This is a genomic window from Pseudomonas sp. NFPP12 (genome assembly GCF_900103205.1).
GTDB classification, from domain to species: domain Bacteria; phylum Pseudomonadota; class Gammaproteobacteria; order Pseudomonadales; family Pseudomonadaceae; genus Aquipseudomonas; species Aquipseudomonas protegens.
Genome location: NZ_FMWW01000003.1, coordinates 324014 through 339522 on the forward strand (window position 1 = coordinate 324014; position 15509 = coordinate 339522).

A 15509-nucleotide genomic window follows, 5' to 3' on the forward strand; every position below is an offset into this window, starting at 1 on the left:
AAACCGTCAATGCGCCACGAGATCCACGACCTGCTCGCCCCGCTGCCGGGCACCGCGCGCCAGGTCCACAGCTTTCACTTCGGCCCGCCCCAGGCCGCCGGCAAGGTCTATATCCAGTCCTCCCTGCACGCCGACGAGTTGCCCGGCATGCTGGTGGCCTGGCACCTCAAGCAACACCTGGCCGAGCTGGAAGCCGCCGGTCGCCTGCGCCAGGAAATCGTCCTGGTGCCGGTGGCCAATCCGGTGGGCCTGGAACAGGTGCTGATGGATGTGCCCCTGGGCCGCTACCAGCTGGAAAGCGGGCAGAACTTCAACCGCGGCTTCGCCGACCTGGGCGAACAAGTCGGCGATGCCATCGAAGGGCTGCTCAATGCCGACCCTGAACACAACCTTGAACTGATCCGCCGTCACCTGATCGATGCCCTGGCGCGCCAGCGGCCGCAAACCCAACTGCAGTCCCTGCAGTTGACCCTGCAACGGCTGGCCTGCGATGCCGACATGGTGCTGGACCTGCATTGCGACTTCGAGGCTGTGGCGCATCTCTACACCACCCCCGAAGCCTGGCCCCGGGTGGAGCCGCTGGCTCGCTACCTGGGCGCCGAAGCCTGCCTGCTGGCCACCGACTCCGCGGCCTGGTCGTTCGACGAATGCTTCAGCCTGCTGTGGTGGCAACTGCAACAGCGCTTCGGCGAGCGTTTCGCCATCCCGACAGGCAGCTTTGCGGTGACCGTCGAGCTGCGCGGCCAGGGCGACGTCAACCACGGCCTGGCCAGCCTCGACTGCCAGGCCCTGATCGACTACCTGACCCGGCTTGGGGCCATCGCCGGTGAAGCGCCGCCACTGCCCGAACTGCCCTTCCCGGCCACGCCCCTGGCCGGCGTCGAACCGGTGGCGACCCCGGTAGGCGGGCTGCTGGTGTTCAACGCCCTGCCGGGGGAATACCTGGAGGCCGGGCAACTGGTGGCCGAAATCATCGACCCGATCCACGACCGGGTCACCCCCATCCATTGCAACAACGCCGGGCTCATGTACGCCCGCTCGCTGCGACGCATGGCCACCGCAGGCATGGTGATCGCCCATGTCGCCGGTCGCGAGGCCTATCGCAGCGGTTACCTACTTTCGCCTTGAGGATGCACGCCCCCATGTACAAATTGACCGTTGAAGGCCTGCATAAATGCTATGGCGACAATGAAGTGCTCAAAGGTGTTTCCCTCAAGGCCAGGACCGGCGACGTGATCAGCCTGATCGGCGCCAGCGGCTCGGGCAAGAGCACCTTCCTGCGCTGCATCAACTTTCTCGAAACCCCGGATGACGGCGCCATGAGCCTGGATGGCCAGCAGATCCGCATGGTCAGCGACCGCCACGGCATGCACGTGGCCGACCCGGCCGAACTGCAGCGGATTCGCACCCGCCTGGCGATGGTGTTCCAGCACTTCAACCTGTGGAGCCACATGACCGTGCTGGAAAACATCACCATGGCCCCGCGCCGAGTGCTGGGGGTCAGCACCAGGGAGGCCGAGGAACGCGCCCGGCGTTACCTGGACAAGGTCGGCCTGCCGGCACGGGTGGCCAGCCAGTACCCGGCGTTTCTCTCCGGCGGCCAGCAGCAAAGGGTGGCCATCGCCCGGGCCCTGGCCATGGAGCCGGAGGTCATGCTGTTCGACGAACCCACCTCGGCCCTGGATCCGGAGCTGGTGGGCGAGGTGCTCAAGGTGATCCAGGGCCTGGCCGAAGAGGGCCGGACCATGATCATGGTCACCCACGAGATGAGTTTTGCGCGCAAGGTGTCCAGCCAGGTGCTGTTCCTGCACAAGGGCCTGGTGGAAGAAGAAGGTGCTCCGGAGGACGTGCTGGGCAATCCGAAAAGCGAGCGCTTGCAGCAGTTTCTCAGCGGCAACCTGAAGTAACAGCGATACCGCGCCCGTTCAGGCTCTGGGCCGGGCGGGCGCGGTACGGGCTTCAGGCGACAGGCGCGGGAGGCGGTTCGTCGGGCAGGGTCGGTTCGCCCGGCTCGGTGGGTTCAAGGGGTTGCGGGGAATCGGGATCCGGCTGGCCGGGAATGCCACCGGCCATGCTAACGGGAGGATGCGCCAGCAGGGTCCAGGCCAGTACGCCAACCTGATTGGGTTCCAGCCTGGCCAAGGTGGCACTGATTCGCGGATCTATCTTCATGAGGGCACTCCTGAGCTGTGCCGGGTACGCCTTGCGCGTACCGGCAGTACCTCCAATAGAGTGCCTGCCGGCTCAGGAATTCCCGCTATTCGTCAGACAGACGAACTCAGGTGCGTGGCAGGGTCACGCCACGCTGGCCCTGGTATTTGCCGCCACGGTCCTTGTAGGACACTTCACACTCTTCGTCCGACTCCAGGAACAGCATCTGCGCCACGCCTTCGTTGGCGTAGATCTTCGCCGGCAAGGTGGTGGTGTTGGAGAATTCCAGGGTCACGTGGCCTTCCCACTCGGGTTCCAGCGGGGTCACGTTGACGATGATGCCGCAACGGGCATAGGTGCTCTTGCCCAGGCAAATGGTCAGCACGTTGCGCGGAATGCGGAAGTACTCGACGGTGCGTGCCAGGGCAAAGGAGTTAGGCGGAATGATGCAGACGTCGCTCTTGATGTCGACGAAGCTCTTTTCATCGAAGTTCTTCGGATCGACGGTGGCCGAATTGATGTTGGTGAACACCTTGAATTCATCGGCGCAACGCACGTCGTAGCCGTAGCTCGACACCCCGAAGGAGATCAGCCGATCCTGGCCTTCGCCACGCATCTGGCGCTCTACGAAGGGCTCGATCATGCCGTGCTCTTGCGCCATGCGGCGAATCCACTTGTCCGATTTGATGCTCATGGCGGGTGTCCTGAAATAGCGAGGTGAAAAAAAACGGTCTGGCATCTTACCGGGGCGCGAGGTCGGGTTCAAAGTCTGGGACGTTTTTCTCGCCTCACGCCACGATTTTCAAGGGCTGGGCGACGAGCGCCCCGCCGTCAGTCACGAAAACCGAGAAACCTTCGCGCTGACCATTGGCACGTTCAGGAAAAAGGGTTAAGGTGGCGCCACTGTGCTGCTTGTGTCACTGAGAATCTCTACACGATGTTGAATTTCGATCCAACCATCTCCAAGAATTTTTCCTGCTCTTTGCACTCAGTCTCGGCCAGGGCTTTTCCTGAGTCGCAGTTAACTTTGTCCAAGGAGATACACCATGTCTAATCGCCAAACCGGTACCGTTAAGTGGTTCAACGATGAAAAAGGCTTCGGCTTCATCACTCCACAATCCGGTGACGACCTGTTCGTACACTTCAAAGCTATCCAATCCGACGGCTTCAAAAGCCTGAAAGAAGGCCAACAGGTTTCTTTCATCGCTACCCGCGGTCAGAAAGGCATGCAAGCTGAAGAAGTTCAAGTTATCTAACTTGTACTGATCCAGTAAAAAAGCCCCGCCCTCAACAGCGGGGCTTTTTTGTGCCCGTCACTTTTGTCGGCGCCCTCGTTGAAAAGGCGCCCATGCGTCCCGGGTTACCAGGTCACGCCAAAGCCCACGGTGTAGCGGGTCTTGTCCAGATCGCTGTCTTCGGTACCGCGGATCAGGTCTTTTTCCGCCTTGAGGTTCAATGAAGCCCAGTCGGTGACCTTGTAGCGCAGCCCCATCTCGGCATCCAGTGCATAGTCGGCCACCCCCGAAAGCGGCCGCCCCACCTCGCCATTGGTGAAGAACTCCACCCGCTTGCCGATCAGGTAACGGTTGTAGTCCCACTTCATCGCCAGGGAATAGAAGTTGTCCTTGCCACCATCGGCGTACTCGTAATCGGTACGGTTGAGCAGCGAGCCCAGGGAGAACGCACCCAGCTCATCATCCCAGAACTGGTAGCCGGGGCCGGTACCCACCACCCGCTGCCGCGCCAGGTCCTCGACCTTGTCCCGCTTGTAGGTCAGGCGCCCCTCCCAGAACCACTTTTCCGTGATGAAACGGTCCAGAGCGTACTCGGCGCTCCAGTTGTCCGTGGTCACCACATGATCCTGGAACTCACGGTTGTATTCGCCCTGGGCATTGTGGCGCCAGGCCCCGTGACGCGCCGAGGTCTTGAAGTCGATGTCGTAGTCATCGGTATTCTTTTCGGCGCGCTTGTAGTCCATGGCCACGTCGACGTTGCCTTTCCAGACCATGTCCTCCACCAGCGGCTTGGGCTTCATGATCTGCTGGATGCTCGCCAGCTCCACCGTCTTGGGCGCCTCGCCGTTGGCCAGGATCACCTTGCCTTCGTCCGCCGCCTGCAGCGACTTGGCCTTCTCTCCGGTGTAGGCATCCTGCTTGACCAGCAGCTCCTGGTCGCTCTCCAGAGTCTTGACCTGCTTCCAGTCAATATTGATGGCGCCGCCATAGTCGGTCTGGATCAACAGCTTGCCACCGTCGAACACCTTGATCTTGCCACTCAGGCGATCACCGTTCTTCAACCATACGGTATCGGCCAATACAGGCATGGAGGCGCTGAGCACCGCGAAACACAGCAAAGTTCTAGGCAACATAAGCAATAGAGGACTCGATCTTGCGAAAAAAAACGGCATTATTCCTGCTGAACAAGCCTTAGTCAGGACTGACCCGGGTATTGAGAGTGAGTTCAATACTCATCCGGCTTTGATCACCACAGCCGACCGGCGTCCCTCCTCTATTATCTGGAAGCGCGAATGTGACCGAACACAGCGAAGAGCCGCAAAGCCCTGCACAGATCCGACGTACGGCGCTATACCTGACCCTGGCCCAGGTCCCCGAAGGCAGGGTGGTGAGCTACGGCCAACTGGCGGAGATGGCAGGCCTGGGACGGGCGGCACGCTGGGTCGGGCGCACCCTCAGCCAGTTACCCGCCGACACCAGCCTGCCCTGGCACCGAGTGCTCGGCGCCGGTGGTCGCCTGAGCTTGCCGGCCGGCAGTCCCTCGGGCGACGAGCAGCGGGCCAGACTGCGTGGCGAAGGTGTCTCTATCCTGAACAATCGCGTGGATATTCAGCGCCATGGCTGGCGCCCGGTGGAGCACAGCGGTTAGAGTGCGCGCTTTGTTTCCGTAATCTGAGGCAGACTTCAGCCCATGCCCCGTAAAACCTGGCGCGCCGCACTTGCCGCCTATGCCAGCCCCTCGACGCTCGTGCTGTTGCTGCTTGGTTTCGCCGCCGGCATGCCTTACATGCTGGTGTTCTCGACTCTTTCGGTGTGGTTGCGCGAGGCCGGTGTGGCCCGTGAAACCATCGGTTACGCCAGCCTGATCGGCCTGGCCTATGCCTTCAAGTGGGTATGGTCGCCCCTGCTCGACCAATGGCGCCTGCCCCTCCTGGGCAAGCTCGGTCGACGTCGTTCCTGGCTGGTGCTGGCGCAGACCCTGGTGATTCTCGGCCTGATCGGCATGGGTTTCTGCGACCCGCAAAAGCACCTTTCCTGGCTGATTGCCATTGCGGTGATCGTGGCATTCGCCTCGGCCACCCAGGACATCGCCATCGACGCCTACCGCCTGGAAATCGCCGACGACAGCCGCCAGGCCGCCCTGGCCGCCAGTTACATGTCCGGCTATCGGGTTGCCGTGCTGCTGGCCACCGCCGGCGCACTGTTTTTCGCCGAAGGCTTCGGCTCCACCGGTTTCAGCTACAAGCACTCGGCCTGGACCGGCACCTACGTGCTGTTCGGGGTGCTGATGATCCCCGCGCTGATCACCACATTGCTGATGCGTGAACCCGCGGTGCCGCTGCGCACCCAACTGTCCGCCGGGCGCTACAGCTTCGCTCACCAGTTGATCTCGGTATTCGTGCTGATCGTGCTACTGGTTTCCGTCCCCGCCACCTTCACCCAGCTGTACAACACCGACTTCGCCAGCGTGATCTTCGACGGCGTCAGCCTGCTGGACCTGCTGCTGGAAGACCGCGCCTTCCTGCGGGCCATCCTCTACATCACCCTCAGCACCCTGTGCCTCTCGGCCATGGGCCGCCGGGGCCTGGCGCCGGTGCTGACGCCGGTCAACGACTTCATCCTGCGCTATCGCTGGCAAGCCTTTCTGCTATTGGGGCTGATTGCCACCTATCGCATGTCGGACACGGTCATGGGCGTCATGGCCAACGTGTTCTACATCGACCAGGGTTTCACCAAAGACCAGATCGCCGGGGTCAGCAAGATCTTCGGGCTGATCATGACCCTGCTCGGCGCCGGCATGGGCGGCCTGCTGATCGTGCGGTTCGGCATCCTGCCGATCCTGTTCATCGGCGGCGCCGCATCGGCCGGGACCAACCTGCTGTTCCTCATGCTTGCCGACATGGGCCCGAACCTGAAGATGCTGATCGTCACCATTTCCCTGGACAACTTCAGTTCAGGCATGGCCACTTCAGCCTTCGTCGCCTACCTGTCGAGCCTGACCAACCTCAAGTTCTCCGCCACCCAGTACGCCCTGCTCAGTTCCATCATGCTGCTGCTGCCGCGCCTGATCGGCGGCTATTCCGGGGTCATGGTGGAAAAGTTCGGCTATCACGACTTCTTTCTCATCACCGCGATCCTCGGGGTGCCGACACTGATCCTGATCGCCATTCACTGGTTCCAGGAGAGCCGCCGCGCCGGGCCGAAACCCGAGCCCGAAAGCTCCGCCAACAGCACCGCAGTCGGCGAAGAATCCTAGAAAATCCCGGGGGTTGCACACTTTTCGCAGTAGCCCCCGCCCCCTCCGAGCGCAATCCTGTACGCCAGCGGAACTCGCCCGTACAATGCTCCGTCACTTCCAGTCTTCAGCAACCGACAACGGCCTACCATGCGCACCAGTCAATATTTGCTCGCCACACAGAAAGAAACGCCTTCCGACGCGGTCGTGATCAGCCATCAGCTGATGCTGCGCGCCGGCATGATCCGTAAACTGGCTTCCGGCCTGTACACCTGGCTGCCGATGGGCTTGCGGGTGATGCGTAAGGTTGAAGCCATCGTTCGCGAAGAAATGAACGCCGCGGGCGCGCTTGAAGTGTTGATGCCGAGCACTCAGCCGGCTGAGCTGTGGCAGGAATCCGGTCGCTGGGAAGAATACGGCCCGGAGCTGCTGCGCTTCAAAGACCGTCACGGTCGCGATTTCTGCGCCGGCCCGACCCACGAAGAAGTGATCACCGATCTGGCTCGCAACGAGCTGAGCAGCTACAAGCAGCTGCCGCTGAACCTGTACCAGATCCAGACCAAATTCCGCGATGAAATCCGCCCACGCTTCGGTCTGATGCGCGGCCGCGAGTTCATCATGAAGGACGCCTACTCCTTCCACGCCGACCAGGCGTCCTTGCAGGTCACCTACGACCGCATGCACCAGGCTTATTGCAATGTCTTCACCCGCCTGGGCCTGAAGTTCCGCCCGGTTGAAGCGGACAACGGCTCCATCGGCGGCGCCGGCTCCCACGAATTCCACGTGCTGGCCGAATCCGGTGAAGACGATATCGTCTTCAGCAACGGCTCCGACTACGCGGCGAACATCGAGAAAGCCGAGGCAGTGCCTCGCGAAACCTCGCGTCCAGCGCCAGCCGAAGAACTGCGCCTGGTCGATACGCCAGACACCAAGACCATTGCCGCGCTGGTGGAAAAATTCAATCTGCCGATTGAAAAGACCATCAAGACCCTGATCGTCCACGCCGAAGAGCCAGGCAAGCTGATTGCCCTGATCATCCGTGGCGACCACGAACTCAACGAAATCAAGGCCGCCAACCAGCCTGGCGTTGCCAGCCCGCTGGTCATGGCGTCCGATGCCGAACTGCGTGACGCCATTGGCGCCGGCGCCGGTTCCCTCGGCCCGCTGAACCTGCCGCTGCCGATCATCATCGACCGTTCGGTCGAGCTGATGAGCGACTTCGGTATCGGTGCGAACATCGACGACAAGCACTACTTCGGCGTCAACTGGGAACGCGATCTTCCGGTTCCGACCGTGGCCGACCTGCGTAACGTGGTGGCCGGCGACCCGAGCCCGGACGGCAAGGGCACCCTGGAAATCAAGCGCGGCATCGAAGTCGGGCACATCTTCCAGCTGGGCAACAAGTACAGCAAGGCGATGAAGTGCGAAGTGCTGGGCGAGAACGGCAAGCCGGTGACCCTGGAAATGGGTTGCTACGGCATTGGCGTATCCCGTGTGGTGGCTGCTGCCATCGAGCAGAACAACGATGCCAACGGCATCATCTGGAGCGACACCCTGGCGCCGTTCCAGATTGCCCTGGTGCCACTGCGCTACGAAACCGAGCAGGTTCGCGAAGCCACCGACAAGCTCTACTCGGAACTCACCGCTGCCGGCTTCGAAGTGCTGCTGGACGATCGTGACAAGAAGACCAGCCCGGGCATCAAGTTCGCGGACATGGAGCTGATCGGCATTCCTCACCGGATCGTGGTCAGCGACCGCGGCCTCGCCGAAGGCAACCTGGAATACAAGAGCCGTACCGAAGCCGAGGCGCAAGCACTGCCCGTGGCCGACGTACTGTCCTTCCTTCAAGCCCGTATCCGTCGCTGAAACCAGATAGAGAAGTCATGTTCAAGCGAAACACCTTAAGCCTCGGGGGCGCCGCTTTATGCGGCGCCCTGCTGGTCAGCGGCTGTGCCAACCAGATGTCGCAACGCAGCGAACACGAGGAACGTGTCGAGCGCAAACTGCTCGATCACAGCCTGCAGATCGATGTCGGTGAGCCTAAGGTGCTTGAGCTGCCGCAACGCCGAGTGCGCATTCACGAACAGAAGACCTTCGAAGTCACCGAGTTCGAGGTCACTCGCCGCTACGATCGCTACACGCCCTACCAACCCTGGCGCGAGATCTACGAGATCCCGCTGGGCGCGGTGGCACTGGTGGCGGGCGTCGGAGCCAATGTGGTCAATGTGTTCGCCCTGGGCAACCTGCCGGACAGCGTGACCAAGGACTGGATCAGCTACGGCGTGTCCGGACTCAACCCGTTCATGAACATGCCGTCCCATGGCCGTGCTCAGCAGAACCTGGCAGCCATCGATGAAGTCCAGCGCGACAAGCGCCTGGAGTATTCGAGCCTGCCATGGAGCGAGCGTCCGGTGCAGGTCAAGGCCGGCAAGCAGACCTACGAGCTGAGCACCGACCGCAATGGCGTGCTGCGCTTGAACCTGCTGGACAATCCGTTTTCCGAGCAGGACCTGAATCACATCGGCAAGCTGCAGATCAGTGTCGAAGACGCTCAGGACGAAGTGCATTCGGACTCCTCCCTGAGCATCAGCAGCGGCCTGCGCAGCAAATTGCAGGAAGCCCATGCACTGATCTACGACGACCTGGAAGATGATGAGGTGAGCCAGTGGGTGCACCGGGTCAAGCGCCTGTCGGAGCTGGGCCTGGAGGAAGAAGCCAGCGAACTGGAGCAAAGCCTGATCGAGCTGACCCGCAACGATCCGGAGCTGCAGAACGAGTTCCTCAAGTCCCTGACCAAGAATGCCGGCCGCCTGGTGGCCGACCCCGGCAGCAACTGACCCCCTGTAGGAGCCGGCTTGCCGGCGAAAGCGATGCCTCGGATGGATCGCAACCGGCCAGCCCCTACCCCCCCCCTTGGAACAGCTCCAGCTGTTCATGACCGTCGCGCATATCCTGCAAACGCACGCCAATTCCCAGCAGGCGCACCGGCTTGCCGCCGCGCTTGAAGGCCTGGGTCAGCAATTGCCGATAACTCTCCAGGTCACGCCCCGCCCCCGCCTGTTCCAGCGTGGTCTGGGTAAAATCATGAAACTTCACTTTGACGAAAGGCTTGCCCGGCCGGTAGCTGCTGTCGATGCGCGCCATGCGCCCCGCCAGGATCTCCATCAGTTCCGGCAACTTCTGCAGGCAACTGTCCAGATCCGGCAAGTCCACGTCGTAGGTATTCTCCACGCTGATCGACTGCCGCCGGCTATCGTTCTGCACTGGCCGCTCATCGATGCCCCGGGCCAGGCTCCACAGGCGCTCGCCAAAACTGCCGAACTCGCGCACCAGCGCCAGCTTGCTCCAGTCCCGTAATTGCAGGCAGTCGACAATGCCCAGGCGCCCCAGCTTGTCCGCCGTGACCTTACCCACTCCGTGCAGCTTGCTCACTGGCAGCTCGGAGACGAAATCCTCCACCTGGTCAGGGGTGATCACAAACAGGCCGTTGGGCTTTTTCCAGTCACTGGCGATCTTCGCCAGGAATTTGTTCGGCGCCACCCCGGCCGACACGGTGATGTGCAACTGATTGGAAACCCGACGGCGAATGTCCTGGGCGATACGCGTGGCGCTGCCGGCAAAGCTCGGGCTTTCGGAAACATCCAGGTAGGCCTCGTCCAGCGACAGGGGTTCGATCAGGTCGGTGTAGTCGCGAAAGATCGTATGGATCTCTTTGGAAGCTTCCCGATAGGCCTCCATGCGCGGCTTGACGATCACCAGGTCCGGGCACAGGGTCAGGGCGTGCCGGGAGGACATGGCCGAGCGCACCCCATAGGCCCGCGCCTCATAATTGCAGGTAGCAATCACCCCCCGTCGATCTGCAGACCCGCCCACCGCCAGCGGCTTGCTGGCCAGGTGCGGGGCATCGCGCATTTCGATGGCGGCGTAGAAGCAATCGCAGTCAATGTGGATGATTTTGCGCTGCATCATATAAAGGCAGAGATCATGGAAGGCACAGGTCGCAATGAAAGCAGAAGGCAAGTATCTACCGACACCTGTATATAGCACCAGTACCTTGCATCTTCGCGCTGACCTTCATCAGGCCCGGCTGAATTTATTTGCTCAATGACAACAACGCCGTCAATAGAGCTGCAAGCCCCGTTCTAGCTAGGCCCGAGCCCTCCGAAAAGCCCCTTCAAGGAAGCTAAGCGATTGAACCGGAAGCAATTTTCAAAATTTAATGATTGACAGGATCTGCCGGCTCTGTAGAATTCGGCCACACAGACGCGGGATGGAGCAGTCTGGTAGCTCGTCGGGCTCATAACCCGAAGGTCGTCGGTTCAAATCCGGCTCCCGCAACCAAACATCAAAAAAGGCTACTCGAAAGAGTGGCCTTTTTTGTGCGCGCGTGTTTTTCCTTACCTTCACGCCCTGTAAAACTCCTTGCAGGTCCATGACTTAAGTTGGCCAGCCAGGTTTTCGACGTTAATTTGACCTCTGGGACCATTAAAGGTTGACACTCGGTCGTTCGCCTGTAGAATGCCGCCACACAGACGCGGGATGGAGCAGTCTGGTAGCTCGTCGGGCTCATAACCCGAAGGTCGTCGGTTCAAATCCGGCTCCCGCAACCAAACATCAAAAAAGGCTACTCGAAAGAGTGGCCTTTTTTGTATCTGTCGAAAAAGTCCTTTGGCAACAATGATCTGGCAATGTGTTGCGAACCTTTAGCAGCGCGTCGACTCTTCACCATGCAAGCTATGCTCTGTCTCGGGGCAACCACCTTGCGTTGATCGCGCAGGCTCGCCGGGCCACGGTGAGACGCGTTAATATTTGAAATTATTTTTTCTACAGGGATTGGTAACTTGGCTGGATACCTCCATCCTGTCGCGCACAATCCACGAGGTGATTGATGCGCGCCAACATGTCTGATTCACAAGACGCCGATACCGCTACCACCACTCAACCCATTACAGTCACTCGCTTGCGCTGGCTGGACCTGTTGAGCAAATACCGCCAGCCGCTGGGCCTGGCCGTGACCCTGCTGCTGTTCGCCATTGCCCTGATCGCCTGTCGCCACCTGCTCAGCGAGCTGGACTTCTACGCACTGCACGACTCGATCCTCGACGTGCCCAAGCCGGCCCTGCTCGGCGCCCTGGGCGCGACCATCGTCGGCTTCATCATCCTGCTGGGCTACGAGTGGTCCGCCAGCCGCTATGCTGGGGTCAACCTGCCCGGCCGCACCCTGGCCCTGGGCGGTTTCACGGCCTTCGCCATCGGCAACGCCATAGGCCTGTCGCTGCTCTCCGGCGGTTCAGTGCGCTACCGGCTGTACGCCCGCCATGGGCTGGGGGCCGCCGATGTGGCCCACATGACCCTGTTCGCCAGCCTGTCCCTGGGCTGCGCCCTGCCTCCGCTGGCAGCCCTGGCCACACTGAGCAACCTGCCGGCAGCCTCCGCGGCCCTGCGCCTGCCGGAAAGCCTGCTGGCGGGCATCGCCCTGGCCATTCTGCTGCTGGGAGCGGTGCTGGCCATCGGCATCTATCGCCGGCGCCTTCCGGAACAGCCTCTGCGCGACAACCTGCTGGTGCGGGTTGGCCGCCGTACCCTGCGCCTGCCCGGGCGTCGCTTGACCTTCCTGCAACTGATCATCACCGCCCTGGATGTCGCCGCAGCCGCCACCGTGCTTTATCTGCTGCTGCCCGAAGCGCCGCCGTTCGGCGCCTTCCTGCTGGTGTACCTGCTGGCCCTGGCGGCCGGGGTACTCAGCCACGTGCCCGGTGGCGTCGGGGTGTTCGAAGCCATCCTGCTGGCGGCCTTCGCCGACAAGCTCGGTGCCGCGCCCCTGGCTGCGGCACTGCTGTTGTACCGATTGATCTACGTGGTGCTGCCGATGCTGGTGGCCTGCGTCCTGCTGCTGATCAACGAAGCCCAGCGCCTGTTCCAGACCCGGCAATCGCTGCGGGTGGCATCCGGCCTGGCCGCTCCGATCCTCGCGGTGCTGGTGTTCCTCTCCGGTGTGGTACTGCTGTTTTCCGGCGCCACCCCGGAAATCGATACCCGTCTGCAACACATCGGCTTCCTGATTCCCCATCGCCTGGTGGATGCCTCGCACTTCGGAGCCAGCCTGATCGGCGTACTCTGCCTGCTGCTGGCCCAGGGCCTGCGCCGGCGCCTGTCGGCGGCCTGGATGCTGACCACCATTCTCTTGCTGGTGGGTGCCCTGCTCTCCCTGCTCAAGGGTTTTGACTGGGAAGAAGCCTGCCTGATGACCCTCACCGCCAGCCTGCTGGCCGTGTTCCGCCGCTCGTTCTATCGCCCCAGCCGCCTCACCGAACTGCCGTTCTCGCCGCTGTACCTGGTGGCCAGCGTCTGCGTGCTGGGGGCTTCCATCTGGCTGCTGCTGTTCGCCTATCAGGACGTGCCCTACAGCCATCAGCTGTGGTGGCAGTTCACTCTCGACGCCGACGCCCCCCGTGGCCTGCGCTCGCTGCTGGGCGCCGCGGTGCTGCTGCTGGTGGTGTCCCTGACCTGGCTGCTGCGCACCGCGCGCCCGGTAATCCACCTGCCCACCAGCGAGGAGCTGGACAAAGCTGCGAAAATCCTCATGGCCTCGTCCCAACCCGATGGCGGCCTGGCCCTGACCGGCGACAAGGCGCTGCTGTTCCACCCCAACGACGACGCCTTCCTCATGTACGCCCGCCGCGGCCGCAGCCTGGTGGCGCTGTACGACCCCATCGGCCCGACCCAGCAACGCGCGGAAATGATCTGGCAGTTCCGCGACCTGTGCGACGTGCACCACGCGCGCCCGGTGTTCTACCAGGTACGGGCGGAGAACCTGCCCTACTACATGGACATCGGCCTGACCGCGATCAAGCTCGGCGAAGAAGCCCGGGTCGACTTGCAGCGCTTTGATCTTGAAGCCAAGGGCAAGGAGATGAAGGACCTGCGCTACACCTGGAACCGTGGCACCCGCGACGGCCTGTCGCTGGAGATCCACGAGCCGGGCCAAGCACCGATGGACGAGCTGAAAGTGATCTCCGACGCCTGGCTGACCGGCAAGAATGTCCGGGAGAAAGGCTTCTCCCTGGGCCGCTTCAGCGACGACTACCTCAAGCACTTCCGCATCGCCATCATTCGTTTTGAAGGGCGCCCGGTGGCCTTCGCCAACCTGCTCGAGACCTACAGCCACGACCTGGCCAGCCTCGACCTGATGCGCGCGCACCCGGACGCGCCGAAGCTGACCATGGAGTTCATGATGGTCGGCCTGATCCAGCATTATAAAAATCATGGATATGCCCGCTTCAGCCTGGGGATGGTGCCGTTGTCTGGCCTGCAACCACGGCGTGGCGCACCGCTGACCCAGCGCCTGGGCTCGATGGTGTTCCGCCGTGGCGAACAGCTGTACAACTTCCAGGGCCTGCGCCGTTTCAAAGACAAGTTCCAGCCTGACTGGGAACCCCGTTACATGGCCGTGCCGGCAGGGCTGGACCCGCTGGTCGCATTGGCCGACACTGCCGCCCTGATCGCGGGCGGCTTGACTGGATTGGTGAAACGCTAATGATTCAACGCTCTTGGCGGTACCTGCTGGCGACCCTGGTGGTGCTGGCTCTGATTGCAGGTGGCGGCTACTGGTGGTGGAACCGCCCCGCTCCCGAACCGACCCTGGAACAACTGACTCAGGCCGACGGCTCGACCCTGACCCGGGTGACCCCAGGTACCCAGGCCAAGGCCCGGGTAGTGGTGGCAGTGCTGCCTGACGCGACCCTGACCGACAAGCAACTGCTGGCCCTGAGCCGCAGCGGCGCGGCGCAGATCGTCCAGGTGGTCCTGCCCAAGGACGACTGCAAGCTGCAGGAACAAGCCCTGCAGAACGCCCTGCCGCAACTCGCCGGCCCGGCCACCCTGGTCAGCGGCATCGGCCCGGGCGCAGCCCTGGCCTGGCGCTGGATCGCAACTCAGAACGACGACAAGGCCCAGGCTGTGTCGGTGGGCTTCACCATCAACCCGGCCCCCGGCTGCACCGATCCCTTGCCCAAGACCCTGGCCCACGGCCATTGGCTGGTGGCCTGGAACGACAACCCCGACGATGAAAGCGCCGGTTTCGTCCGCGACACCCCCAACGCCACCACCAGCATCAGCGACTACGACATTCACCTGCCGCAAGTGCTGAACAATGAGCTGCGCAAGCTGCTGGTGGGTTCGGAAAACGGCGGCCTGAGCATCCCCGTGGTGGAAGTGCCGGCCGGCCAGGCCAAGGACACCGTGACCCTGTTCCTCTCCGGCGACGGCGGCTGGCGCGACCTGGACCGCGACGTGGCCGGCGAGATGGCCAAGATCGGCTACCCGGTGGTGGGCATCGACACCCTGCGCTACTACTGGCAGCACAAAACCCCGGAACAGAGCGCCATCGACCTCACCGAGCTGATGCAGCACTACCGGCAGAAATGGGGCACCAAGCGCTTCGTGCTGACCGGCTACTCCTTCGGCGCCGACGTGCTGCCTGCCATCTACAACCGCCTGCCGGAAGCCGAGCAGCAGCGTGTCGACGCCATTATCCTGCTGGCCTTCGCACGCACCGGCAGCTTCGAGATCGAAGTCGAAGGCTGGCTGGGCAACGCCGGCAAGGAAGCCGCCACCGGCCCGGAAATGGCCAAGCTGCCAGCGGCCAAGGTGGTGTGCATCTACGGTGAGGAAGAAGTCGACGAAAGCGGTTGCACCGACAAGACCGCCGTCGGTGAAGCCATGAAGCTGCCAGGGGGCCATCACTTCGATGAGAACTACCCGGCACTGGCCAAGCGCCTGGTGGATGCCATCGAGAAGCGCCAGGCCAAGGATCAGGCCACCGCTCAAGAGTGAGCCGAGCCTCGCCCGACAAAGCCCCCGCAGCCTCAGGTTGCGGGGGCTTTTTT

The 15509-nt window shown here is 62.4% G+C and carries 13 protein-coding genes and 2 tRNA genes; 11 read left to right on the forward strand and 4 right to left on the reverse strand.

All coding sequences use genetic code 11. The features are described from left to right. The first annotated feature begins 9 nt into the window (after positions 1-9). Complete coding sequence (locus BLS75_RS14280; RefSeq protein WP_011059607.1) at positions 10-1128, forward strand: succinylglutamate desuccinylase/aspartoacylase family protein; 1119 nt, start codon at positions 10-12, stop codon at positions 1126-1128. A 14-nt stretch (positions 1129-1142) separates the two neighbouring features. Beyond that, positions 1143-1907 carry an ABC transporter ATP-binding protein gene (locus BLS75_RS14285; RefSeq protein ID WP_015634391.1) on the forward strand — a complete coding sequence of 255 codons (765 nt, stop codon included), beginning with the start codon at positions 1143-1145 and terminating at the stop codon, positions 1905-1907. Positions 1908-1959: 52 nt separating this feature from the next. Here the strand turns inward: BLS75_RS14285 and BLS75_RS14290 are convergent, their stop codons facing one another. Continuing rightward, on the reverse strand, positions 1960-2172 hold the full coding sequence (locus tag BLS75_RS14290) for a hypothetical protein (protein ID WP_011059605.1): 213 nt from the start codon (positions 2170-2172) through the stop codon (positions 1960-1962). 106 nt (positions 2173-2278) lie between these two features. Next, positions 2279-2845 carry a dCTP deaminase gene (dcd, locus tag BLS75_RS14295; RefSeq protein WP_011059604.1) on the reverse strand — a complete coding sequence of 189 codons (567 nt, stop codon included), beginning with the start codon at positions 2843-2845 and terminating at the stop codon, positions 2279-2281. A gap of 352 nt (positions 2846-3197) precedes the next feature. On the opposite strand from dcd, the gene BLS75_RS14300 reads away from it, so the two are divergent. Further along, complete coding sequence (locus BLS75_RS14300) at positions 3198-3407, forward strand: cold-shock protein (RefSeq protein WP_002554837.1); 210 nt, start codon at positions 3198-3200, stop codon at positions 3405-3407. 104 nt (positions 3408-3511) lie between these two features. Here the strand turns inward: BLS75_RS14300 and BLS75_RS14305 are convergent, their stop codons facing one another. After that, positions 3512-4519 carry a DUF481 domain-containing protein gene (locus BLS75_RS14305; RefSeq protein ID WP_026020131.1) on the reverse strand — a complete coding sequence of 336 codons (1008 nt, stop codon included), beginning with the start codon at positions 4517-4519 and terminating at the stop codon, positions 3512-3514. 161 nt (positions 4520-4680) lie between these two features. Here BLS75_RS14305 and BLS75_RS14310 point away from each other — a divergent pair, with 161 nt between their 5' ends. The 4 genes from BLS75_RS14310 to BLS75_RS14325 all read left to right on the forward strand — a co-directional run bounded on the left by BLS75_RS14310 (position 4681) and on the right by BLS75_RS14325 (position 9458). Next, the gene (locus tag BLS75_RS14310; RefSeq protein WP_015634389.1) at positions 4681-5034 is read left to right on the forward strand and encodes an MGMT family protein; all 354 of its coding nucleotides are present in this window, start codon (positions 4681-4683) and stop codon (positions 5032-5034) included. A gap of 42 nt (positions 5035-5076) precedes the next feature. Beyond that, complete coding sequence (locus BLS75_RS14315) at positions 5077-6642, forward strand: AmpG family muropeptide MFS transporter (protein WP_011059601.1); 1566 nt, start codon at positions 5077-5079, stop codon at positions 6640-6642. Between the two features lie 129 nt (positions 6643-6771). Beyond that, positions 6772-8487 carry a proline--tRNA ligase gene (locus BLS75_RS14320; protein ID WP_011059600.1) on the forward strand — a complete coding sequence of 572 codons (1716 nt, stop codon included), beginning with the start codon at positions 6772-6774 and terminating at the stop codon, positions 8485-8487. Between the two features lie 17 nt (positions 8488-8504). Continuing rightward, entirely contained in the window at positions 8505-9458 is a 954-nt protein-coding gene (locus BLS75_RS14325) for a hypothetical protein (protein WP_011059599.1), read from the forward strand. Positions 9459-9522: 64 nt separating this feature from the next. Here BLS75_RS14325 and dinB read toward each other — a convergent pair whose 3' ends face one another. Next, the gene (gene dinB, locus BLS75_RS14330; protein ID WP_072451127.1) at positions 9523-10590 is read right to left on the reverse strand and encodes a DNA polymerase IV; all 1068 of its coding nucleotides are present in this window, start codon (positions 10588-10590) and stop codon (positions 9523-9525) included. Positions 10591-10885: 295 nt separating this feature from the next. On the opposite strand from dinB, the gene BLS75_RS14335 reads away from it, so the two are divergent. The 4 genes from BLS75_RS14335 to BLS75_RS14350 all read left to right on the forward strand — a co-directional run bounded on the left by BLS75_RS14335 (position 10886) and on the right by BLS75_RS14350 (position 15456). Beyond that, positions 10886-10962, forward strand: a tRNA-Met gene (locus tag BLS75_RS14335). Positions 10963-11154: 192 nt separating this feature from the next. After that, a tRNA-Met gene (locus BLS75_RS14340) sits at positions 11155-11231 on the forward strand. Between the two features lie 290 nt (positions 11232-11521). After that, positions 11522-14158, forward strand: a complete 2637-nt coding sequence (gene mprF / locus BLS75_RS14345) for a bifunctional lysylphosphatidylglycerol flippase/synthetase MprF (RefSeq protein ID WP_239690668.1) — start codon at positions 11522-11524, stop codon at positions 14156-14158. Continuing rightward, a complete protein-coding gene (locus tag BLS75_RS14350) occupies positions 14158-15456 on the forward strand; it encodes a virulence factor family protein (RefSeq protein ID WP_072451129.1) in 1299 nt (432 codons plus the stop codon). The genes mprF and BLS75_RS14350 overlap by 1 nt, the downstream gene beginning before the upstream one ends. Positions 15457-15509: the final 53 nt, after the last annotated feature.